Below are 21,412 nucleotides of genomic sequence, written 5' to 3'. Positions count from 1 at the left end.
GCGCAAAAATTTGCAGCAAAGATTGCGGGAATGAGCGGGCGCACGACGAGACTTCAGGACATCGCGGCGCTGGCCGGCGTGTCGATCGCGACCGCGTCGCGGGCGCTGAACGACAGCCCTTCGGTCAATGCGCGCACCAAGCAGCTGATCTGGAAGCTGGCCCGCGAGCAGGATTACCCGTTTCGCCGCTACATGCCGGCCGGGCCGATCGGCGCGAACGGCACGATCGCCGTGGTCGTGCCGCCACCGCAGGGGCGCGAGGGGCAGCTCGACGATCCCTTCTTCCTCGAACTGTTCGCCGGCATCAGCGACGCGGCACGCGCGCGTGGCTGCGACCTCCTCGTCAGCCACCTTCAGCCGACCAGCTTCGCCGACCTTTCGGCGGCGATGACGACGAGTCGGGCCGACGGCGTGATCTTTCTCGGCCAGAGCTCGCTCCACCATGCGCTCAACCGCCTCGCCGAGGCGGAAGCCGAGGCCCGGTTCGCCGTGTGGGGCGCGCAGCTGCCGGAACAGGCCTATTGCTCGGTCGGATCGGACAATCTTGCCGGCGGGCGGCGGGCTACGGCGCATCTCGCGCGGCTCGGGCGGCGGCGCATCGTCTATCTCGGCGATACCGAGGCTCCGGAAGTGAGCCAACGCGTTCGCGGCTATGTCGAGGCGCTGGGACAGGCGGGGATCGTGCATGATCCCGCCTTGATGGTTCCGGCGCATTTCACCGTCGAATCGGCGGAGGCATCGGTGGACGCGCTGCTGGCGCGAGGAGTGAAGTTCGACGGGATCGTCGCGGCGAGCGACCTCATCGCGCTGGGCGCGATCCGGGCGCTCCAGAATGCCGGGCTGACGGTGCCGCAGGACGTGTCGGTGGTCGGCTATGACGACGTGCCCTTCGCCCGCTACAGCCGGCCCGCGCTCACGACCGTTTCGCAGGATACGGCGCGCGCCGGCCGCCTGCTGGTGTCCAAGCTGCTGGACACCGGCGGGGACGAGATGCGGTCGGAGCGGCTGCCGACCGAGCTGATCGTGCGGGAAAGCTGCGGCGGCTGAGCCGGCGGTCATGACACCTTGGCAAGGTAGCCGCTGAGCGGCGCCAGCCGCTCGGCGGTGGCGCCGGCGCCGGTCGATTCGAATATGCGCCATCCGGCCGCCAAGCCATGGTCGACCGGTTCGTCGCCCAGGTTGAAGACGCACAGCAAGCGCGCTTCGCCCTCGCCGCGCTCGAAGGCGACGAGTGGCGCCGGCACGTCGAGCAGGCGGACGATTCCGGAACGAAGCGAGGGCTCCCGCCTGCGCAGGGCCACGATTCGGCGGGTGAAGTGGAGCATCGAGCCGGTATCGGCTTCCTGCCGGTCGACGGCGCGTGCCGGGTGCGCGGCGTCGATCGGAAGCCAGGGCTCGGCGGTCGAGAAGCCGGCATGCGGCGCGTCGGCCCGCCAGGGCATCGGCGTGCGCGCCCCGTCCCGGCCGTGCGTGTCAGGCCAGTTGGCGATGGCCTCGGGGTCCTGGAGGCGCTCGAACGGAACATCGGCCTGGGGCAGGCCGAGTTCCTCACCCTGGTAGAGGAAGATGTTGCCGCGCAGCGCGACGAGCAGCAGCATGGAGAGACGGGCGGCCGCCTCGGGGTCGCGGCCTGCCCCCCAGCGCGACACGTGGCGCGGCGCGTCGTGATTGGAGAAGGCCCAGCTCGGCCAGCCCTCGCCGGGCTCGCCCGACCATAGCGTCATCGTATGGCGGATCAGCGCCGGGGTGAGGCTTTCCGCGTAGAGAAAGTTGAAGCCATAGGCGCTGTGCAGCCGATCCGGCCCCTTCGTGAACAGCTTCATCTCCCGGTCCGCCTGCTCGCCGCCCACCTCGGCGACCATGAAGCGACCTCCATAGCTTTCGGTAAGCGCGCGGATCCGGCTCAGGAAAGCGGGAATGTCCGGATGGGACTGGTTGTGGAAATGATGCTGGAAGTCGAAGGTCCTGCGGCGCTTCACGGCGCTTGGCGCGACCGGCGGATTGTCCTCGAGCGACGGGTCGTGCATCGCGAAGTTGATGGCATCGAGGCGGAAGCCGTCGACGCCGCGGTCGAGCCAGAAGCGGGTGACGTCGAGCACGGCCTCCTGCACTTCGGGATTGTGCAGGTTGAGATCGGGCTGGCCCGAAAGGAAGTTGTGCAGATAATATTGGCCGCGCCGCCCGTCCCAGGTCCAGCTCGGGCCATAAAAGACCGATTGCCAGTTGTTCGGCGGCGAGCCGTCCGGCTTGGGATCGGCCCAGACGTACCAGTCGGCCTTGGGATTGTCGCGGCTCGAACGGCTTTCGCGGAACCAGGCATGCTGGTCCGACGTGTGGGAATAGACCTGATCGATGACGACCCTGAGGCCCAAAGCGTGGGCCCGATCGAGCAGGCGGTCGAAATCCTCCAGCGTGCCGAAGATCGGGTCGACGGCGCGATAATCGGAAATGTCGTAGCCGAAGTCGCGCATCGGCGAGGCGTAGAAGGGCGAGAGCCAGATCGCATCGACGCCCAGGGAGGCGACATAATCGAGCCGCGCGGTGATTCCCGGCAGGTCGCCGACGCCGTCCCCGTTCGAGTCGGCGAAGCTGCGCGGATAGATCTGGTAGATGGCGGCACCCCGCCACCACGCGTCGGTTGCCGGGTCCGGCGAAGCCATGGTCTGAAGCTGATTCAACGCGAGTCTCCGGGCCGCTCGGAGCGGCAGATCACATAAGCGAGGGGCGGGATCTCGACCGGGTAGCTGCCCGGGGCGGAAATGCGGGGAGCGCAGCGGCCGTGCACCGTCCGGAAGCGCTCGAGGTCGGCCGAAATCCAGAGGTTGACCGCGAGCGGCTCCATGCCCGTGTTGAAGGCGACCAGCGTCTCGCCGCCTTCCGGCGAACGGCGGCTGATGGCAAACAGGCCTGGCCCTTCGGTCGAGGCGGCCAGCACCCTCTGCTCGCCGCGTCGCAGCGCGGGATCGGCGGCGCGGATCGCGGCCATGCCCGCGATGGCGCGGTAGAGCGGAGCGCCGGTGTCGAAATTCGCCTGCGCCGTCGTCGCCGTCGTGCCCACCAGGCGGTTGTCGTTGTAGGAAGCGACACGGCTGGGGAACATGTCCTCGCGCGCATCCTGATCGCCGCCGTCGCCGGTGAAACCCTGCTCGTCGCCATAATAGATGGTCGGCACGCCGCGCGCGAACATCAGCAGCGCATGACCGAGCGTCACGCGCTTCAGCAATTCCTCGTCGCTCGCTTGCGGATTGGCCTGGCGCACGAAGAAGGCGAAGCGCCCCATGTCGTGATTGCCGAGAAAGGTGGGGAGGCGCCGCGCCGTCGCTTCCCCGCCCTCGTAGAGCGCGTCGGCCTGGAACAGCCGCGTCAGGCGTTCGGTCGGCGCGCCGCGAGCGACGACCTCGGTCACCGCGGACTGGAAGGCGAAATCGAGGACGGTGGGGAAGCGGTCGATGCGGGTGAAGGCCGCCAGCGCGCCCGGATCGGGATCGAAGGCTTCCCCGAAGATGTGGAAGTTCGGGATGCCGCGTGCGCGGGCGCGCTCCAGCATCGCGGGGACGAAGGCCTGCCAGAATTCCGGATTGACGTGGCGGGCGGTGTCGATCCGGAATCCGTCGATCCCGAAATCGTCGATCCACCGGCCGAAAATCTCGATCATGCCCTGAACGACGCGGGGATTCTCCGTGAACAGATCGTCGAGCCCTGCAAAGTCTCCGAAGCGGCTGGATTCGCCCTGGAACGTCGTATCTCCGCGATTGTGATAGAAGATCGGGTCATTGAGCCAGGCCGGTGACTTCACATCCTCCTCGCCGGCCGGGACATAAGGCCGGTAGGCGAAGTCCGGCCGCGTCAGTCGCGCGAAATTGTCGGACGTCCGATGCCCGGCATCCACGCCGGCGAAGCCGGGGTTGATCGGCGCGCCGTCCGGGCCTCCCCGTCGCGAATAAGGATAATCGGCATGGCTGCGATAGGGGCAGACGGGCGTCGCGCAGTCGCGATAGCGGATGACGTCGGCGGTGTGATTGGTGATGATGTCGAGATAGACCTTCATCCCCCGCGCATGGGCGGCATCGACGAAGCGCTCCAGCTCGTCGCGCGAGCCGAGATGAGGATCGACGTCCAGGAAATCGGTGATCCAATAGCCGTGATAGCCGGACGATTCCTGCCCCGGCGGACCTTGGACGGGCTTGTTGCGGTAGATCGGCCCCAGCCAGATGGCGGTGGCCCCCAGGCCTTGTATGTAATCGAGCCGATCGGTCAGACCGCGAAGGTCACCGCCGTGGTAGAAGCCCTTGTGCGCGGGGTCGAAGCCGTGCTGGAGCCGTCCGCCCGCAAGGCCGCCGCGATCGTTCGCCGGATCGCCATTCTCGAACCGGTCGGGAAGCACGAAATAGATGAATTCGTCCTCCGGAACCCGGTCCCGGAACGAGGCGGGGGCGGTCGACTGAGCGGTCGCCGCGCCGACGCAGCCGAGCAGGCCGACCAGCGTCAGCGCCAGCCTCCGGCCCGTGCGTCTCATCCGATGCCGCGACTCGCCGATGACGATTCCCCCCTGGTCCCTTCATTGCGCGGGAGCGTCCCGGCGGAAAGGCTTGCTGACGTTTGCAATTATTTGCAAGCCGCGCGGCGCCGTCAACCCCGCCTGCGGCGCAACGATATGGCAACGTTCAATTACATTGAAAGATCAACGCTATAGAATTGGCTCTGGCTGTCGACCCGGCGGGCAGCAGCAGCACATTTCCTGCCTCAGAGGCATTTTTCTCTTGCGCGTCCGCCCAATCGTTTGCAGTTATTTGCGAAAGAGAACCGCGAAGCAGACGCGGCAACGGAACGAGCGGAGGGCGGCAGGCGCCGCGCTTCCCGATCGGAGCCGATGCCCCAGCCGGCCTTTTCGAGGCCAATGGGCAAGAGAAGAATTCGGCTGAGCCGGGCCAGAGTTCGCCGGCTGCGAGAGGAGGGGGGATATGAGACATTCATTCGATTCGCGCCGGGCTCGCCTGTTGCGCGATGCCGCGACGCTGGCGCTGTTCATCGGTGCCGCGACTCCGGCCTTGGCCCAGGAAGTCGAGCCTGCGCCCGCGCAGGGCCCGCCGGACGAGGCCGCGAGCGCCGGCGCCGCTGCGGCCGAGGCCGACGATTCGATCGTCGTGACCGGCTTTCGCGCCAGCCTTGAAAATTCCATCGCCGCCCGGCGAAACGCCGACATCATCCTCGACGCCGTATCGGCCGAAGACATTGCGGGCCTTCCCGACGTGTCGATCGCCGAGGCGCTCGCCCGCCTGCCCGGCGTCACCTCGCAGCGTACCGGCGGGCAGGCGAGCGCGATCAATGTGCGCGGCCTCAGCCAGGATCTGGTTTCGGCGACCCTGAACGGGCGCGAACAGGTCTCGACCAGCGGCCTGCGCACGATCGAATTCGACCAATATCCCTCGGAACTCCTGTCCCAGGCCGCGGTCTACAAATCGCCCATGGCCTCGCTCATCGAGGGCGGCATCGCCGGCAAGATCGAGCTTCAGACGGCCCGGCCGCTCGACCAGCGCGACCCATTCTCGGTCTCGGTCAACCTGCGCGGCAGCTATAACGACCGCGCCAATCAGAGCCCGGACGCCGACGAGTTCGGCTATCGCGCCTCGGTCTCGGTCCAGGCCAAGCTGCTCAACGACACGCTCGGCGTCGCGCTCGGCTATGCGCGCCTCGTCCAGCCCAACGTGGCCACCCGCTTCGTCGGCTTCGACTACACGCCCAGCGGCGCCAATGGCGGCGGCAATGCCGTCGACCTGGACAATGACGGCGTGCGCGACGGAGTCAGCTTCGGGTTCGAGATGATCCAGTTCGGCGGCAAGGAAACACGCGACGGCGTGCTCGGCGTCATCCAGTACGAGCCGACCGAAAGCACCCGATTCCTCATCGATGGCTATTATTCTCGCTTCCGCTCGGACGTTCGCCGCCGCGGGGTGCGGGCCTTGGGCACCCAGAACGGCAATATCGAGCTTGGTACCCTGCAGGATCCGATCGTCGAGAATAGCGCGATCGTCGGCGGACGCTTCATCAGCGGCAACGGCGTCGACGTCGAATCCGTGAACCAGGACGAAAGCGACCGAGACGAGCTCTACACGATCGCCGCCAACTTCCAGCAGGACTTCGGCGAGCGCGTCACCTTGAGCCTGGACGCTAGCTATTCGCGCGCGAACAGCTACTTCGTCGACACCGGCGTCAACGTGAATGCCTACCAGCGCAATGCCGACGGCAGCTTCAGACGCCTCAGCGGCATACCGGGCGCGCTCGTCGTCGATTATCGCCTGAACGGGCTCGACCTCCCGGACGTGGCGATAAATCACGACTTCACGGATCCCGAGCTCAACCGCTTCCAGGGTTTCTACATCGTGCCGCGCGAGGACGATGACGAACTGATCGCCTTCGCCGCGAGCCTCGACGTCGACCTGAGCGGCCCGTTCTTCCGCTCCATCCAGGCCGGCGCACGTTATTCGACCCGCAAGGCCGAGCGCATCCGGACCTCGTTCGGATCGTTCGGCATCGCCGACAATGTCGCCATCCCCTCCAACCTGTTCGAACTGGCCGGATTCAAGGGCGGTTTCGCCAAGGCGGGCTTCCCGGACTTCATGGCCGTCGACATTGACGGCCTGCTCGACGAGTTCGTCGGACCGGACCGGGTGCCGGACCAGAGCTTCGGATTCACGCGCGACCAGAGCTTCATCGTCGAGGAGGATGTCTGGGCCGGCTTCGTTCAGCTCAACTTCGATTCAGTGGTCGGCGGATTGAACTTCCGCGGCAATGTGGGGGTGCGCGTCGTCCACACCGACCAGAGCTCGACCAGCTCGCTCGACGATCCGACCGTCCCCGGCGACGCGACCCGCTACGACGTGACGGTCGGCGATTCCTATCTGGACGTGCTGCCGTCGGCCAATCTGATCCTGGAACTGGGCGAGGCGGACCGAATCCGCCTGAGCGCTTCGCGCCAGCTCAGCCGTCCGCGCTTCTTCGATCTGGGCGGGACGATCAGTCTCAATCTTTCGAATATCGGCGGCGGTGTCTACCGGCCAAGCGGCAACGGCGGCAATCCGCTGCTGCGTCCGTTCCGGGCGAACATGTTCGATTTCGCCTACGAGCATTATTTCGGCAATACCGGCATCCTGGTGCTCAGCACATTTTACAAGGACCTGGAGACCTTCATCGTCGGCGGCACCATCGATGACTTCGACTTTGCCGGCGCCGGCTTCACCTTTCCGCCGCTCCCGCCCGATGCGCCACCCAATGCGACGGTTCTGCCGAACGGGCCGCTCTTCGCACCGATCAACGGCCAGGGCGGCCATGTCTACGGCTTCGAGGCGCAGTTCACCCGGACCTTCGCCGAGCTGCCGGCACCGCTCGACGGGCTCGGCGTGACGATGAACTACGCTTATTCGCAGAGCAGCCTCGACATCACCAACAGCCTGTCCGGCAACTCGCTGACCATCCCGCTTCCAGGCCTGTCGAAGCACGTCTTCAACCCGACCCTCTTCTACGACAGGAACGGCTTCGCCGCCCGGGTCGGGGTCCGCTACCGCAGCGGTTTCGTGGCGCCCCAATTCGGCCTGAACGAGCAGATCACCAACAATGCTTCGGAAACGGTCGTCGACGCGCAGATCTCCTACAGCTTCCAGGAGAATAGCGCGCTCGAGGGACTGACCCTGTACGTGCAGGGCAACAACCTGACCGACGCGCCGACCCGCTCCTATTTCGCGCAGGAAGCGCAGACCGGGACGTTGCAATATTTCGGCCGCCAGTTCTACGCCGGGGCGACCTACCGGTTCTGACGGCCAAGCGAAGCCGGGCCGTTTCCGGTTGGAACGGTCTGGTCCTGCCGGGGCCGGATGCGAGAGGAGATTGGATGGCGAGCAGCGCCGCTGCGCCAGGAGCGAGGAAGCCGTTGCTCAGCTTCCTCGGCCTGTGGAACATTTCCTTCGGCTTCTTCGGGATCCAGATCGGCTTCGCGCTGCAGAGCGCCAACGTAAGCCGCATCTTCCAGACGCTCGGCGCCTCGATCGACGATCTGCCGATCCTGTGGGTGGCGGGTCCGGTGACCGGACTGCTCGTCCAGCCGGTGATCGGCTATATGAGCGACCGCACCTGGTGGCGGATGGGACGGCGGCGGCCCTATTTCCTGGCTGGCGCGATCCTGGCCTCGTTCGCGCTCATCTTCATGCCCAATGCGCCCGTGCTGTGGGTCGCGGCGGGACTGCTCTGGATCCTCGACGCCTCGATCAACGTCGCGATGGAGCCCTTCCGCGCCTTCGTCGGCGACATGCTGGACGATCGGCAGCGGACGAAGGGCTATGCCTTCCAGACCGCATTCATCGGCTCGGGCGCCGTGGTCGCGTCGCTGACCCCGGCGATCCTGACCAACCTGTTCGGCGTCGACAACACGGCGCCGGCAGGGGCCATTCCGGATTCGGTGCGCTATGCCTTCTATGGCGGCGCGGCGGCTTTCCTGGCGGCGGTGTTGTGGACGGTGCTTTCGACCCGCGAATATTCGCCCCGGCAGCTCGCCGACTTCGGCGAGACGGTCGAGCATGCCCCGGCCCGGCCCGATGCGGTCCCGCCGACGGGCTTCGCGATCGCCTGCATCCTGGTCGGCACGGCCAATGTGGCGCTGGTCGCCTGGCTCGGGCTGGACAAGCCGCTCTACATATTGGGCTTCGGCCTCGCCGCCTTCGGCGCGGCGCAGATCTACAGCGCCTGGCGGATGCGGCAGCGGGCGGCGCCGACGATGCTGGGGCAAATCCTCAGCGACCTTTGGGCCATGCCGCCGACGATGCGGCAGCTCGCGCTGATCCAGTTCCTGTCCTGGTTCGCCTTGTTCGTCATGTGGATCTACGCCACGCCGGTCGTGACCCGCTACCAGTTCGGGTCGGCAGACCCGACGACCCAAAGCTATAATGACGGCGCCGACTGGGTCGGTGTGCTGTTCGCCGTCTATAACGGCATTGCCGCACTCTACGCCTTCATCCTGCCGGGTCTGGCGGCGCGGCTGGGGCTGGCGCGGCTGCACCTTGCCAACCTCGCCCTCGGCGGGCTCGCGCTCGCTTCCTTCGCCTTGATCCGCAGCCCCGAACTGCTGCTGCTCCCGATGGTCGGCATCGGCATGGCCTGGGCGTCGATCCTCACCGTGCCCTATGCGATCCTGTGCGGTGCGCTGCCGCAGGCGAAGCTCGGAATCTATATGGGCCTCTTCAACCTGTTCATCGTCCTGCCGCAGCTCGTCGTATCGGCGGTGATGGGAACGCTGTCGCGCCACCTCTACCCGGATGCACCGATCGTGTCCTTCCTGATCGCCGGGGGCTTCATGGTGGCGGCCGGCCTGGCGAGCCTGCGTCTGAACGGGCCCAACGCGGCTGCGCCGCCCGGCGAGCCGCTGGCGACGCAGAGGTCATGAATTTGACAGTTTTTCTGCGAGCGGACGACAGCCGTAGAGAGTGAATCGACGCATCCGAAGCGCTATCCTGGAAAGAAGACAGATCGTCATCGCGCCGGGACATGAGCGCGTGGAGAGGATATATGAGCATCGACCTCGACCGGCCCTATTCGGTTTCGGCGGCGCAGGTCGCCGCCTTCCGCCGCGATGGTTTCATCCGCCTCAAGAACGTCTTCAACGCCGAGGAGCTCGCTCATTACGGCGAGGAGATCACCCGGCTCACCATCGCGCTCAATACCCAGACCCTGCCGCTCGAGGAGCGCTCGACCTACGACAAGGCCTTTCTCCAGATCATGAATCTGTGGGAGCATGGCGGGCTCGCGCGCGAGTTCGTCTTCGGCAAGCGCCTTGCGCAGATCGCCACCGACCTGCTCGGCACCAGGGGCGTTCGCCTCTACCACGACCAGGCGCTCTACAAGGAGCCGGGCGGCGGCATCACCCCGGCCCATGCCGACCAATATTACTGGCCGCTCGAGACCGACCGCACGATCACCGCCTGGGTGCCGCTCCAGGCGGTGCCGCAGGAGATGGGGCCGCTGGCCTTCTTCGCAGGAAGCCAGGAAGTGGAGTTCGGCCGCGACCTGGGCATTTCGGACGAAAGCGAACGGGCGATCACCGAGGATATGGAACGGCACGGCTTCCGCCTGTTCGACGCACCGTTCGACCTGGGCGAGATCAGCTTCCACCTCGGCTGGACCTTCCATCGCGCCGGTCCGAACCGCACCGACCGTCCCCGGTCGGTGATGACCATTATCTACATGGATCGCGACATGCGCCTCAAGGCACCGACCAACCATATGCAGCAGGCCGATTGGGAGCGCTGGTGCCCCGGCGCCGCGGTCGGCGAGGTGATCGACACGCCGAACAATCCGGTCCTGTTCGAGCGGACGGCGTGACGGCTCGGCCCGTCAGCGGCCTCGCCGCACTGTCCGACGGGCGGGGCGGGTTCGTCCTCGACGAGATCGAGGTCGCGCCCCCCGGCCCCGGCGAGGTACGGGTGCGGCTGACCGCGGCGGGCCTGTGCCATACCGATCATGCGTCGCTCGCCTGGCCCGGACCGATGGTGCTTGGCCACGAAGGAGCTGGCCATGTCGAGGCGATCGGCGACGGCGTCGATAAGCTGGAGCCAGGCCAGGCCGTCCTGCTCAACTGGGCGATACCCTGCGGCACCTGCGGGCAATGCGCGTCCGGCGCAGCGGCCTTGTGCGACCGCACGCAGGAGAGCGACCCGGACTTTTTCGGCACCAGCCGCGCCCATGCGGGCGCGACGATGTGGCGCGGCCGGCCGGTCGAACGGTCCTTCCACCTCGGCACCTTCTCCCATCACAGCGTGGTGCGCGCCGAGGCGGTGACGCCGCTTCCCGCCATGCTGCCGCCCGAGCAAGCGTGCATCCTGGGCTGTGCAGTGATGACCGGCGTCGGATCGGTCATGAACGTCGCGAGAGTTCAGCCCGGCGAGACGGTGGCCGTGATCGGCTGCGGCGGCGTCGGGCTCAACGTCATCCAGGGCGCGCGGATCGCCGCGGCCGGCCGGATCATCGCGATCGATCGGCGTCAGGAAGCGCTCGAGCGGGCACGCGCCTTCGGCGCCGACAGCCTGGTGTTCGCGGACGAGGACGATGCGGGTCATGAGGCGCTCGTCGCAAGGGTACGCGCGCTCAGCGGCGGGCGCGGCGTCGACCATGCGTTCGAGGCGACGGGCGTCGCCGCGCTCGCCTTTCTGCCGCTGCGCCTGACGCGCAACGGCGGCAATGCATTGCAGGTCAGCGGCGCCCACGGCGAGGTCGCCGTGACGATGCCGGACTTCTTCTGGAACAAGCGCTACATGGCGCCGCTCTACGGCGGTTGCGTGCCGGAGCGCGACTTCCCGCGCCTGTTCCGCTGGGCGGCCGAGGGCCAGCTCCAGCTGGGCCCGCTCATCACCCGTGAATATGAACTGCAAGCGCTGGGGGCGGCGATGGACGACATGTTGGCGGGTCGCACCGCCAAGAGCGTGATCCGGATCGGATGAGCACCGCGCCCTTCCGGACGATCGAACTGTCAGATCCCGCCATTTCCGCGGAAGGCTTGCGCTTCGTCACGGTCAAGAGCGCCGCATTGGGCCAGCGGGCGGATATCAGCTTCTTCGTCCCACCGGAGGCGGAGGGGCGGATGGACGTGCCGCTCGTGCTGCTGCTCCACGGCGTCTATGGCTCGCACTGGGCGTGGGCGCTGAAGGGCGGCGCGCATGTGACAGCCGCGCGGCTGATCGCGCAGGGGTTGCTTCCTCCCGTCATTCTCGCCATGCCCTCGGACGGGCTGTGGGGGGACGGCTCGGGCTATGTCGCCCATCCTCTGCAGGATTTCGAGCGCTGGGTCCTCGACGAAGTGCCGGCGGCGGCCCGCCAAGTCTGCGCCGGCTGCACCAGAGGATCCCCGATGCTGGTTGCGGGGCTCAGCATGGGCGGGTTCGGCGCGTTGCGGCTGGCCGGGAAGCATCCCCGTCGAATCCTTGCGGCCGCGGGTCATTCGTCGATCACCGACGCCGCCGAGCTGGACTCGCTGATCGAGGAATCGCGCGGTGGCTGGAGCGAGGCGCCCGTGGATCGCACGGTGCTCGCGGCGCTGCTCGGCGCCTCCGGACCCGTGCCGCCGCTGCGCTTCGATTGCGGGCTGGCCGACCCGTATCTCGAGGGAAACCGGGCGCTGCACCGCGCGCTCGACGAGGCCGGGATCGCGCACATCTACGAGGAATCCGAAGGCGGCCATGACTGGCCCTATTGGTCCCGAGCGGTGGCGGACACTTTGGTCTTCTTCGGCAGGGTGTTGAGTGAGGAGGGCAGTGGATGAAGATCGGGATGAAGCTCTGGATCGTGGCGGCCTGCCTGGCCGTAGCGGGCGCGCCGTCGGCAGCGACGGTGCAGCAGGCACCGGCCCCGGCGCCCGCACGGGCGGCGGCGGGCGAAGAGGTCTTCTACCACATCTTCATGCGCAGTTTCCGCGACGCCAATGGCGATCGCCAGGGCGACCTGCCGGGCCTGACCGAGAAGCTCGATCATCTCGTCTCGCTCGGCGTCACCTCGATCCTGCTGACGCCGCTCCAGCCTTCGCCTTTCTACCACAATTACTTCGCGACCGATTTCGAGGCCATCGACAGCGATTACGGCACGATGGAGGATTATTTCGCCTTCGTGCGCGCGGCGCACCAGCGCGGGCTCAAGGTCTATCTCGACCAGGAGATCCAATATGTCGCCGACGGCCATCCCTGGCTGGACGAGGCGCGGGGCAATCCGGATTCGCCCCACAGCGGCTACGTGCTTTGGAACCTGCCCGGCAATGTCGAGCCCGAGCCGTTCCTCAGCTTTCCCGCCTGGCCGAGCTATGACGGCACCCATATCGGCATCGCCATGGTCGACATGCGCCGCGAGGAAGTCAGGCGCTATTTCGAGCGGCTCTTCCTGTTCTGGCTTGACCCGCACGGCGACGGCAGCCTGCGTGACGGCGTGGACGGCTTCCGCATCGATCACATGATGGACGATCTGGATCATAAGGGCCGCCTCACCAATCTCTTCGCCGAATTCTGGGCGCCGATCTTCAGCGCGGTTCGGGAGCGCAATCCCGAAGCCCGGATCATCGCCGAGCAGGCCGACTGGGGCTATGGCGACGACTGGCTGACGCGCGGCGATGCCGATCTGGTCTTCGCCTTTCCGCTGCGCGGCGCGCTCACCCACCTCGACAAAGGCGAGATTCTGACGGCGCTGCGCGAGATGGAAGGGCGCACCCCGGCCAACAAGGGTCAGATCCTCTTCCTGGAAAATCACGACACCGACCGATTCATGACCCTCGTCGAGGAAGATCCGGCGCGCGCCCGCGCCGGCGCCGCACTGAGCCTGCTGCTGCGGGGCGAGCCGCTCATCTATTACGGACAGGAGATCGGCATGCGCGGCCGGACACGCGAAGGCGGCTTTTCCGATGGAAACCACATACCGCTCCGGGAGGCGTTCCGCTGGACCCGCGACCTGGAGGCGCCCGGCTCGGCGATCTGGTATGCCGGCGACCGGCCCTGGTGGACCGAGCGCTACAATCGCAGCGGCGACGGCGTCTCGGTCGAGGAACAGGCGAGTGCCCCGGACTCGCTGTTCAACTGGTATCGCGCGCTGCTCTCGCTGCGTGCGCGCCGGCCGGAGCTTCGGGCGGGCGGCCAGCGGGTCCTTTGCCAGGACGAGACATCCATGCTGTGCATCGTGCGCGAGCAGGAAGGGGCGCGCACCCTGATCCTCGCCAATCTCGGCGAGGCGCCGGCCCAGGCCAGCTTGCCCGCCGAACTGGGCGGATCGTGGACCGACCTGCTCGGTTCGGGCGACCCGGTCGAGCCGGCGGCGCTGACCCTCGCGCCGATGGAGGTGAGGGTGCTCGGGACTCCCTAGTCTCGCCTCGTCCTGTAACTCGCCTTCACGGACTCGGACCGGGGATTCGGATCCAAGATCCTATCGTTCAGGACCGGCGCCACGGGGTTCATGGGTCCTATGTTTCGCTCTACCTAGGCGAAATGACGGAGCACGTGCCGATCCGACCGATTTGCGAGCCGGTGGAGCTCGCACCCGGCGCGACCGTGATCGCAGAGCGAGTCGTGCACGGCGCGGACGCCGCCGAGACCGACCCGTTCCCGCATTATCACGACGTGTGCGAGCTGGTCGTGTTCGGCCAGGTGGGCGGTCATTTCGTCGCCGACGATCGCCGCTATCCGCTTTCCCCCGGCTGCATCGTCTCGATCCCGTCCATGCACCAGCACGATTTTGCCTTGACGGCCGGCGCGCGAGACTGGGTGCTGATCCAGATCGACCCGGCCGCCGGCGAGGAGCTGGCGCAGCGCCCCGGGCTCGAGCGTCTGGCGAGCCCCTTTTGCGCCCGGCCCGATCCGCGGCTCGGAGCGCGGATCGCAACGCTCGCCGGCTGGCTCGCCGATCTCGGCACCACCGACCCGCTTGTTCCTGGCCTGGTGGAGCTGCTCGCGGCGGCGGCGGTCCGGTCGCCGGTGATCGAGGGTGAGGCGATGCCGGCGCGGAATGCCGGCTTCGAGCGGCTTCGCCCGGCGATGGAGCGGCTGCGCGCCGATCCGGCTCATCCGCCTTCGATCGACGAGGCGGCGAGCCTGTGCGGACTTTCCGTGGCTTATTTCAGCCGCCGCTTCGGCCGGCAGCTCGGCATGTCGTGGGGCGACTATGCGCGGACCTACCGGCTGCACATGGCCGCACGGCGCCTGCTTTCCGGCGACTCCGGCATTGCCGAGATCGCCTACGGACTCGGCTTCGCCACGCCTTCCCATTTCGCCGCCTCCTTCCACGCCCGCTTCGGAGTCAGTCCGCGCGCCTATCGGCAGGCGCACCGACGACGACAGGAGCCGGAGGCGGTGGGTCGATGATATGCGCGCTCGAGGGGGAGGAAGGGCGACGGCGTGAGCCGTCGACGCTGACAGAAGAGAGGATATGGAACATGCAGCAGCAGATTGCGGTCATCACCCTCGGCGTCGCGGATCTCGCGCGATCGAAGCGATTCTATAAGGGCGGGTTCGGATGGTTGCCTGCCTTCGACAATGACGAGATCGCCTTCTACCAGATGAACGGCTTCGTCCTCGGCACCTGGGTGGCGGCGAAGCTTGAGGAGGACATGCAGCGGCGCGGGCTTGCGACGCCGGGCGCTTTCAGCCTGGCGCACAATGTGGCGTCGGCGGACGAGGTGATCCGGCTCATCGACCGGCTCGCCGGGGCCGGAGGCCGCGTGCTGAGACCGGGCGACGCGCCGCCCCATGGCGGCTTTCGCGGCTATGTCGCCGACCCGGACGACCATGCCTGGGAGATAGCCTGGAATCCCGCATGGCCGATCGACGAGCAGGGCCATGTGACTTTCGCCTGAGAATCGGAGAATCCGCCGGTTCGGCGCTCCGTCGGCCCTATCCGGCCCTGATGCTTTCCCGCTTCGTCACCTGGGCGGCTATGCCCTCGATCAGGAGGTCGAACGCCTTTTCGAAATCGGCCTGGTCGGCGGGTTCATAGGCAGAGGTCGAAGAGGCGAGCAATGTCCAGCCGGTAACCAAAGCGTGTGTGGACTTGTAGGCCATTGCGGCCATTTCCGAGGGCAGGCCCTTGCCTTCCAGCAGCGTCAGGATCCGGAGGCGCGTTTCGGATCGTTCGCGCCGCATGTGTCCGCTCCTGCCCGTCATCACGATCAGCTGACGCGTATCCGGCATGCGGCTCTGGGCCTGCCACAGCGCCCGCGCAAAGCCGCGCAGCCAATCGTGCCAAGTTCCCGCTTCGGGCACGGCTTCGACACAGGAACGATAGATGAAGTGCGACATCAGCGCGAAGAGCGCATCCTTGTCTTCGACGTGCCAGTAGAGGGAGGAGACGCTGACGCCGAGGCGCACCGACAGCTTGCGCAGGCTGACCTGCGGCAGCCCCTCTTCCCGCATCAGCGCGAGCGCTTCGCCAAGGATGCGGTCTCTGTCGAGCTTTGCGAAGGACATGGCGCTCCTTGACATGTCCGCGGCGAATAGGCCAACGGGGATAAAGCGAACAATGTTCGATTACGCCATCGACGGGAGAGACTCGTGTATCCCTTCAAGCCCGGTTCCTTCGCCGTTCGAAACGCCTGGTACGTGCTGGCCTGGGCCGACGAGATCGGACGGACCCCGTTGGAGCGGTGGCTCCTGGGCGAACCCGTCGCGCTCTACCGCAAGGAGAATGGCACGGCCGTCGCCGTGAGCGGGCGTTGCCCCCACCGCCACTTTCCGCTGGCGCAGGGCTGCCTGCGCGGCGACGAGCTGGTCTGCGGCTATCACGGGATCTCCTTCGGACCGGACGGCAAATGCACCGGCATCCCGATGCAGAGCCACGTGCCGGCCGCCTATCGCATCCGCGCCTATCCGGTGGCGGAGCGCTGGAAATGGCTATGGATATGGGGCGGAGATCCCGATCTGGCCGACGAGGCGCTTCTGCCGACCATGGAAGAAATCCGGATGAACGAGCCGGGCTTCCATTATGCCCCGTTCTACTTTCACGAGATCGAGGCGCGGTACCAAATATTGAACGACAATCTTCTCGACCTCAGCCATCTCGCCTTTCTGCACGCGAGCACGATCGGCCAGGCCGCCAATGCGACCACGCCCGAAGTGCGCGAGGAGACTCCGCGGAGACTGACGAGCCGGCGCGAGATGAAGAGCGTGCCGCGCGCGCCGGTCTCGGCGAGCAGGAACGATTATGACGGCCCGGTAGACCGCCTGTCTCAGATGGATTTCTTCTTTCCGGGCTTCCACGCCGGCATAGACGAGACGCGAATCCCGGCCGATCATCCGGAGCGAGGCGGGGAGCTGATCGCCGCGGGCCGAGTCTATCACGCGGTCACGCCGGCGACGAAGCATAGCTGTTATTATTTCTTCGCGAACGGCGCGCTCGAGAGCACGCCGCTGGAAGCGAAGTTCGAGATGCTCAAGGTTCCGGTCGGCGAGGACATCGCCGCCGCCGTCGCGATCGAGCGAATGATCACCCGCCTCCAGGACGTACCGGGCGAATATCTGCTCAGGAACGACACCCATGCGGTGCGCGGACGAAGAATCCTGCAGGCGATGATGGACCGCGAGGCCGGAGGCGAAGCCCGGATGGCGGCTTCCGCGGCGACTTAGGTCGACTCGCCTTTCCAGCGGATTCGAGACGCTTCGAGCCCCGCGCAGCCGTTGCCAAACCGTGGCCGTCCCAGCGGCGCCGCGTCAGTCTTTCCTGTCGGCGATAGCGCCGATGTGCTGCACGACCTTCTGCCAGCCTTTGCTCATATTCTCGAACGCAGCCTCGTTCTTCGGCAGGATGAAGCCGGAATGGATGAGTCGAAGGCGCGTGCCGTTCTCGACCCTGGAAAGGATGAATGTGACCACCGTGTCGAGCGGGGAGCCGTATCCGGCATTCCCTTCATGCCCGCCTTTCCAGGCATAGGCCAAACGCTCGTTCGGCTTCACCTCCAGCACCTGGCAGTGAATGGTGCCGTCCCATGCTCCGGCCGGCTTGGTCTGGTAGGTGAAGTGCTTGCCTTCCACCGGTTCGAAGCCTGTCGGCATCATAAGCCAGCGGCCCATCAGATCGGCGGTGGTCAGCGTTTTCCAGATCGTCTCCGGCGAGTGCGGGAAGACCTCGTCGACCACGATGTCCTGGAGATCGGGCTTCAAGGCGACGTCGTTCATGGGTCGATTTCCTTCAGCAGTGTTTTCAGATTTGCGAAGCGATCGCGCCAGAAGACGCCGTAATGGCTCATCCAGTCGACCAGCGGCTCAAGGCCTTCCGGCTGGGCGCGATAATAGACCTTCCGGCCTTCCGGGCGCTCGGCGACGAGGCCTGCCTGCTTCAGAGCCTTGAGGTGCTGAGAAATGGCGCCTTGCGTCACGCCGCTCCCTCGCGTCAGCTCGACGACGGTGATCTCGTCCGAGCAGACGACCCGCTCGAAAACGGCGCGCCGTGTGGGATCGGCAAGCGCACGCATGACGGAAGTGATGGGAGCGGCATCGATCATGCAGAGATAATAGCGCGAACTAATTAATTAGTCAATGCTTATTCATTCCGCGGGAATCGGAGGCTCGCTACGCCCTATGCTGGCCCTCCCGGGGGGTCAGGCCCGCCGAGTGACGCGCAGCGCGGGCGAACCGGCCGGCTGTCGCCGTATGAGCCAGCTCGCCATTGACGGACAGATAACTCGCGGGTTATCGGTCAATCCATAGCCAGCGAGTTATGCGTTTGATGCCGTACAGCCCCGACCTCCTCTTCAAGACGCTCGCCGATCCGACGCGTCGAGCCATTTTCGAGCGACTGTGCCGCGACGGGGAGCAGACAGTCGGGGCTTTGACCTCTCGAGCGGGCGTCTCGCAGCCGGCCGTCTCCAAGCATCTCGGGGTGCTGAAACAGGCCGGGCTGGTGTGCGACCGACACGAAGGCCGCCAGACGCATTACAGCGCGCAACCCAGCGCCCTGTCCCCGCTGATCGACTGGACAAGTCGGATGGGCGGATTCTGGGAAAGCCGCTTCGACGACCTCGAGGACCTGCTGAAAAGGATGGACCAATGAACGATGCTGCCACCGAAACCCGGTCTGTCATTGTCGAACGAGAAATAGGCCATCCGCCGGAAAAGATCTGGCGTGCGCTCACGCAGCCGCACCTGATGGAGGAGTGGCTGATGCGCAACGACTTCAAGCCTCTCGTGGGCCACCGTTTCGCTCTTCGCGCGGATTGGGGTTCCGTGGGCGGCGAGGTCCTCGAAGTCGAGCCGAACAGGACCTTGTCCTATACCTGGGGCGATGATGATCTCAGCAGCGTCGTGACCTGGACTCTCACCCCGACGCAAATCGGAACCCTTCTGCGCATGGAGCAATCGGGTTTCCGGCGCGATCAGCCGAATTACTATCACGGCGCCAAGAGCGGGTGGCCGCGCTTCCTCGCGAGACTGGAGCAGGTTCTCGCACGGATAGACTGAATCCGCCGACCCAGGGCGAGGCTGGACCGGCTCGTCTTCAAAGGAGGTCCCATTGAACTGGAACACGTCCATTCGACAGGTTCACCGCTGGTTGTCCATGGCGTTCACACTGGCCGTCATCATCAACGTCATCGCCTTGTCCCAGGCCGAACCGCCCCTCTGGGTGGGAATTCTGGCCCTGGTCCCGCTCGCCTTCCTGCTGCTCACCGGACTATATCTGTTCGTGCTGCCTTATGTCGCCGGCCGGCGGAGCGGGCGGCGCACCGGCACGCAGGAGTGAGCGAAATGGCCAAGACCGCCAAGAAACCGGCGAAACCCGCTAAGCCGAGCACCGGTGAGCCGAAGCTTCTTTCGGGTGGCAACCCCCAGATCCCGAAGGGGGACGGCGATGCCCCGGTGCAGGCCTATATCGCCGCCATGCCGGGCTGGAAAAGCGAGGCCGGGCGCCGTCTCGACGCGCTGATCGAGCGCACCGTTCCGGGCGTGCAAAAGGCGGTCAAATGGAACTCGCCATTCTATGGGGCCGAGGGCCAGGGCTGGTTCCTCAGCTATCACTGCTTCAACAGATATATCAAAGTGGCCTTCTTCCGCGGCGCATCGCTGAAACCCCTCCCGCCCGTCGAGTCCAAGGACGAGAATGCGCGCTACTTCCACATCTACGAGGATGACGAGCCCGACGAAGCGCTGGTGGCGAGCTGGATCAAGCAGGCTGCGGCGATGCCAGGCTGGATACCGTAGGGCGGAGCGCGAAGGAGAAAGCTCATGAGCAAGAGCGGGACCGAGGAAGAAAGGACTCCCTCCCAGCTGATCGACCAGAGGATCAACGAGCTCGGCGACTGGCGGGGCGAGATGCTCTCCCGGCTCCGCGCCTTGATCAGGCAGACCGATCCGGACGCGATCGAGGAGTGGAAATGGCGTGGGGTCCCGGTGTGGTATCACGACGGAATGATCTGCACCGGTGAGACCTACAAGAAGGTCGTGAAGATGACCTTTGCGAAGGGGGCCGCACTCGATGATCCTTCAGGCCTGTTCAACTCCAGCCTCGAGGGAAATACGAGGCGCGCCATCGATTTTCACGAGGGCGAGGAGGTCGACGAGGAGGGCTTCAAGGCCCTGATCCGGGCAGCCGTGAAGCTGAATCAGTCGAGCGCGCGCGGCTCGTCTCGGCGCAGGGACTAGGTCACCCCCACTCCACCACCAGCCGTTCGGCGAACGGCCCGTTCTTGCTGAGCCGCCCTTCACGGCCGTGGGCGCGCCTCAGCCCCTCGCGCCTGAGCAGCGGCTTCAGCATGCGGTGCAGCGTCGCGCCGTTGATGTGCCGGCCGAAGCATTCGTGGAGGCGATGGCCGAAATGGATATATTGATGGGGCGTGCGCCGCGGATCGAAGGTGTGGGGATCGGGTACCCGCCTTTCATCCATCATTGCGGAGGCGAAGGCGGCGAGCACGGTCGCGCCGGCCGGGATCTCTCTCGCGCGCTTCGTGCCCTGGGCCAGGGTCCAGGTCCGGGTCGCCACGCGCGGCAGGCCGGGCGCGAGCGGATCGAACCGCATCGCTTCCCAGACATAGCCGCGCAGCGCCTCGTCGCCGCCGTCGCGCGCCGCAGCCTGGGCTCCGGACAGGGCCGCCGGCCGGCGAAGCAATTGCTCCAGCGCCTGCGGCACGACCATTGGTGGCTGCGGCGGCCCGCCGACCATCATGCAGACCAGGGCGGTCCGGATCTCGCCGTCGCTGTAACCCGGCTCGCTTGCCGCCTGCAGGGCAAGGCAGCGCGCCAGTACGTCGTCCTTGCCGCCGTCGCCCCAGGCGCCGCCCGCGCCGCCGGCGCTGCGGCGGCGCTCAATCTCGGCGGCGACATGCGCGCGCATCGCGGGCGCGATCACGTCGACCTGGGCCCGCAACTCGGGGCTGTCGCCGGAATCGGCGAACTGGAACTCGAAGAGCCGCGTCGCCCACATCTGCAGGCTTCCGGCCGCGGGTTCGGGCACGCCGAAATAGTCGCCGAGCAGGCCGAAGGTGACGTCCCGGACGAGCCCGACCACCTCGATCCGGCCGCCGGCCGCCTGGACCAGCGCCTCGGCCCTTTGCTCGGCCCCTTGCGCCAGTACCGGCAGGTCGTCCGCGCGCACGACGTCCTGCATGGCCTTCAGACCCGATCGGTAGTCCGGCGTATCGCCCATGCCGAGGAAGAAAGGCTGGCCGCCGGTGATGACGTCGAGCTTCGCCTTGTAGGGGACGGCGAAGGCGGTGTCGGTGGCGAACAGCTCGCGCACGTCGTCGTGCCGAGTGGCGATATACAGGGAGCCCATCTTCGCGATCGGCTTGAAGCGCCGCATCAGTCGGAAGGCGAAAGGCATCAGTCCTACCAGCCGTCGCGCGAACCAGGCCTTGAGGCCCCGCGGCGACGGCCGGAGCACGTTGCGCGAGGCGAGGATGGACGCTTCGTGCATCGCGACG

The 21,412-nt window shown here is 66.5% G+C and carries 21 protein-coding genes; 15 read left to right on the top strand and 6 right to left on the bottom strand.

All coding sequences use genetic code 11. The features are described from left to right. The first annotated feature begins 30 nt into the window (after positions 1–30). Complete coding sequence (locus tag EKM57_RS01720; protein WP_129790721.1) at positions 31–1,047, top strand: LacI family DNA-binding transcriptional regulator; 1,017 nt, start codon at positions 31–33, stop codon at positions 1,045–1,047. An 8-nt stretch (positions 1,048–1,055) separates the two neighbouring features. Here the strand turns inward: EKM57_RS01720 and EKM57_RS01715 are convergent, their stop codons facing one another. Both EKM57_RS01715 and EKM57_RS01710 read right to left on the bottom strand, forming a co-directional pair. Beyond that, on the bottom strand, positions 1,056–2,660 hold the full coding sequence (locus EKM57_RS01715; protein WP_129791039.1) for an alpha-amylase family glycosyl hydrolase: 1,605 nt from the start codon (positions 2,658–2,660) through the stop codon (positions 1,056–1,058). A 14-nt stretch (positions 2,661–2,674) separates the two neighbouring features. After that, positions 2,675–4,516 carry an alpha-amylase family glycosyl hydrolase gene (locus tag EKM57_RS01710; RefSeq protein WP_129790720.1) on the bottom strand — a complete coding sequence of 614 codons (1,842 nt, stop codon included), beginning with the start codon at positions 4,514–4,516 and terminating at the stop codon, positions 2,675–2,677. 445 nt (positions 4,517–4,961) lie between these two features. Here EKM57_RS01710 and EKM57_RS01705 point away from each other — a divergent pair, with 445 nt between their 5' ends. The 8 genes from EKM57_RS01705 to EKM57_RS01670 all read left to right on the top strand — a co-directional run bounded on the left by EKM57_RS01705 (position 4,962) and on the right by EKM57_RS01670 (position 15,361). Then, positions 4,962–7,811 (top strand): TonB-dependent receptor, encoded by a 2,850-nt coding sequence (locus tag EKM57_RS01705; protein WP_129790719.1) that lies wholly within the window; start codon positions 4,962–4,964, stop codon positions 7,809–7,811. Positions 7,812–7,885: 74 nt separating this feature from the next. Continuing rightward, positions 7,886–9,430: an MFS transporter gene (locus EKM57_RS01700; protein WP_129790718.1), complete on the top strand. Its 1,545-nt coding sequence runs from the start codon at positions 7,886–7,888 to the stop codon at positions 9,428–9,430. Positions 9,431–9,552: 122 nt separating this feature from the next. After that, complete coding sequence (locus EKM57_RS01695) at positions 9,553–10,365, top strand: phytanoyl-CoA dioxygenase family protein (RefSeq protein ID WP_129790717.1); 813 nt, start codon at positions 9,553–9,555, stop codon at positions 10,363–10,365. Then, a complete protein-coding gene (locus tag EKM57_RS01690; protein ID WP_129790716.1) occupies positions 10,362–11,480 on the top strand; it encodes an alcohol dehydrogenase catalytic domain-containing protein in 1,119 nt (372 codons plus the stop codon). Before EKM57_RS01695 ends, EKM57_RS01690 begins: the two co-directional genes overlap by 4 nt. Further along, positions 11,477–12,298 (top strand): alpha/beta hydrolase family protein, encoded by an 822-nt coding sequence (locus EKM57_RS01685; protein WP_129790715.1) that lies wholly within the window; start codon positions 11,477–11,479, stop codon positions 12,296–12,298. The genes EKM57_RS01690 and EKM57_RS01685 overlap by 4 nt, the downstream gene beginning before the upstream one ends. Then, positions 12,295–13,875, top strand: a complete 1,581-nt coding sequence (locus EKM57_RS01680) for an alpha-amylase family glycosyl hydrolase (RefSeq protein ID WP_206185257.1) — start codon at positions 12,295–12,297, stop codon at positions 13,873–13,875. The genes EKM57_RS01685 and EKM57_RS01680 overlap by 4 nt, the downstream gene beginning before the upstream one ends. 122 nt (positions 13,876–13,997) lie before the next feature. Next, the gene (locus tag EKM57_RS01675) at positions 13,998–14,870 is read left to right on the top strand and encodes an AraC family transcriptional regulator (protein WP_129790714.1); all 873 of its coding nucleotides are present in this window, start codon (positions 13,998–14,000) and stop codon (positions 14,868–14,870) included. Between the two features lie 71 nt (positions 14,871–14,941). Beyond that, complete coding sequence (locus tag EKM57_RS01670) at positions 14,942–15,361, top strand: VOC family protein (protein ID WP_129790713.1); 420 nt, start codon at positions 14,942–14,944, stop codon at positions 15,359–15,361. A gap of 37 nt (positions 15,362–15,398) precedes the next feature. On the opposite strand, the gene EKM57_RS01665 is transcribed toward EKM57_RS01670, so the two are convergent. Beyond that, positions 15,399–15,971 carry a TetR family transcriptional regulator gene (locus EKM57_RS01665; protein ID WP_165357142.1) on the bottom strand — a complete coding sequence of 191 codons (573 nt, stop codon included), beginning with the start codon at positions 15,969–15,971 and terminating at the stop codon, positions 15,399–15,401. Positions 15,972–16,055: 84 nt separating this feature from the next. On the opposite strand from EKM57_RS01665, the gene EKM57_RS01660 reads away from it, so the two are divergent. Next, complete coding sequence (locus EKM57_RS01660) at positions 16,056–17,126, top strand: aromatic ring-hydroxylating dioxygenase subunit alpha (RefSeq protein ID WP_129790711.1); 1,071 nt, start codon at positions 16,056–16,058, stop codon at positions 17,124–17,126. A gap of 84 nt (positions 17,127–17,210) precedes the next feature. Here the strand turns inward: EKM57_RS01660 and EKM57_RS01655 are convergent, their stop codons facing one another. After that, positions 17,211–17,675 (bottom strand): SRPBCC domain-containing protein, encoded by a 465-nt coding sequence (locus tag EKM57_RS01655; RefSeq protein WP_129790710.1) that lies wholly within the window; start codon positions 17,673–17,675, stop codon positions 17,211–17,213. Continuing rightward, positions 17,672–18,001, bottom strand: coding sequence for a helix-turn-helix transcriptional regulator (locus EKM57_RS01650; protein WP_129790709.1), 330 nt, complete (start codon positions 17,999–18,001; stop codon positions 17,672–17,674). Before EKM57_RS01650 ends, EKM57_RS01655 begins: the two co-directional genes overlap by 4 nt. 215 nt (positions 18,002–18,216) lie before the next feature. On the opposite strand from EKM57_RS01650, the gene EKM57_RS01645 reads away from it, so the two are divergent. The 5 genes from EKM57_RS01645 (at position 18,217) to EKM57_RS01625 (ending at position 20,135) form a co-directional block, all read left to right on the top strand. Next, a complete protein-coding gene (locus EKM57_RS01645; protein WP_206185256.1) occupies positions 18,217–18,549 on the top strand; it encodes a helix-turn-helix transcriptional regulator in 333 nt (110 codons plus the stop codon). Continuing rightward, positions 18,546–18,956, top strand: a complete 411-nt coding sequence (locus EKM57_RS01640; protein WP_129790708.1) for an SRPBCC domain-containing protein — start codon at positions 18,546–18,548, stop codon at positions 18,954–18,956. The genes EKM57_RS01645 and EKM57_RS01640 overlap by 4 nt, the downstream gene beginning before the upstream one ends. 97 nt (positions 18,957–19,053) lie before the next feature. Next, the gene (locus tag EKM57_RS01635) at positions 19,054–19,236 is read left to right on the top strand and encodes a hypothetical protein (RefSeq protein ID WP_206185255.1); all 183 of its coding nucleotides are present in this window, start codon (positions 19,054–19,056) and stop codon (positions 19,234–19,236) included. 5 nt (positions 19,237–19,241) lie between these two features. Next, positions 19,242–19,694, top strand: coding sequence for a DUF1801 domain-containing protein (locus tag EKM57_RS01630; protein WP_129790706.1), 453 nt, complete (start codon positions 19,242–19,244; stop codon positions 19,692–19,694). 24 nt (positions 19,695–19,718) lie between these two features. After that, positions 19,719–20,135: a DUF1801 domain-containing protein gene (locus EKM57_RS01625; protein WP_129790705.1), complete on the top strand. Its 417-nt coding sequence runs from the start codon at positions 19,719–19,721 to the stop codon at positions 20,133–20,135. A gap of 1 nt (position 20,136) precedes the next feature. Here the strand turns inward: EKM57_RS01625 and EKM57_RS01620 are convergent, their stop codons facing one another. Then, entirely contained in the window at positions 20,137–21,405 is a 1,269-nt protein-coding gene (locus EKM57_RS01620) for a cytochrome P450 (RefSeq protein WP_129790704.1), read from the bottom strand. Between the last annotated feature and the right edge of the window lie 7 nt (positions 21,406–21,412).

Source organism: Sphingosinicella sp. CPCC 101087 (assembly GCF_004151485.1).
In the GTDB taxonomy this organism is placed as follows: domain Bacteria; phylum Pseudomonadota; class Alphaproteobacteria; order Sphingomonadales; family Sphingomonadaceae; genus Allosphingosinicella.
Note: the sequence above shows the minus strand (reverse complement) of the source record. Positions and strands in the feature narration are given on the sequence as shown.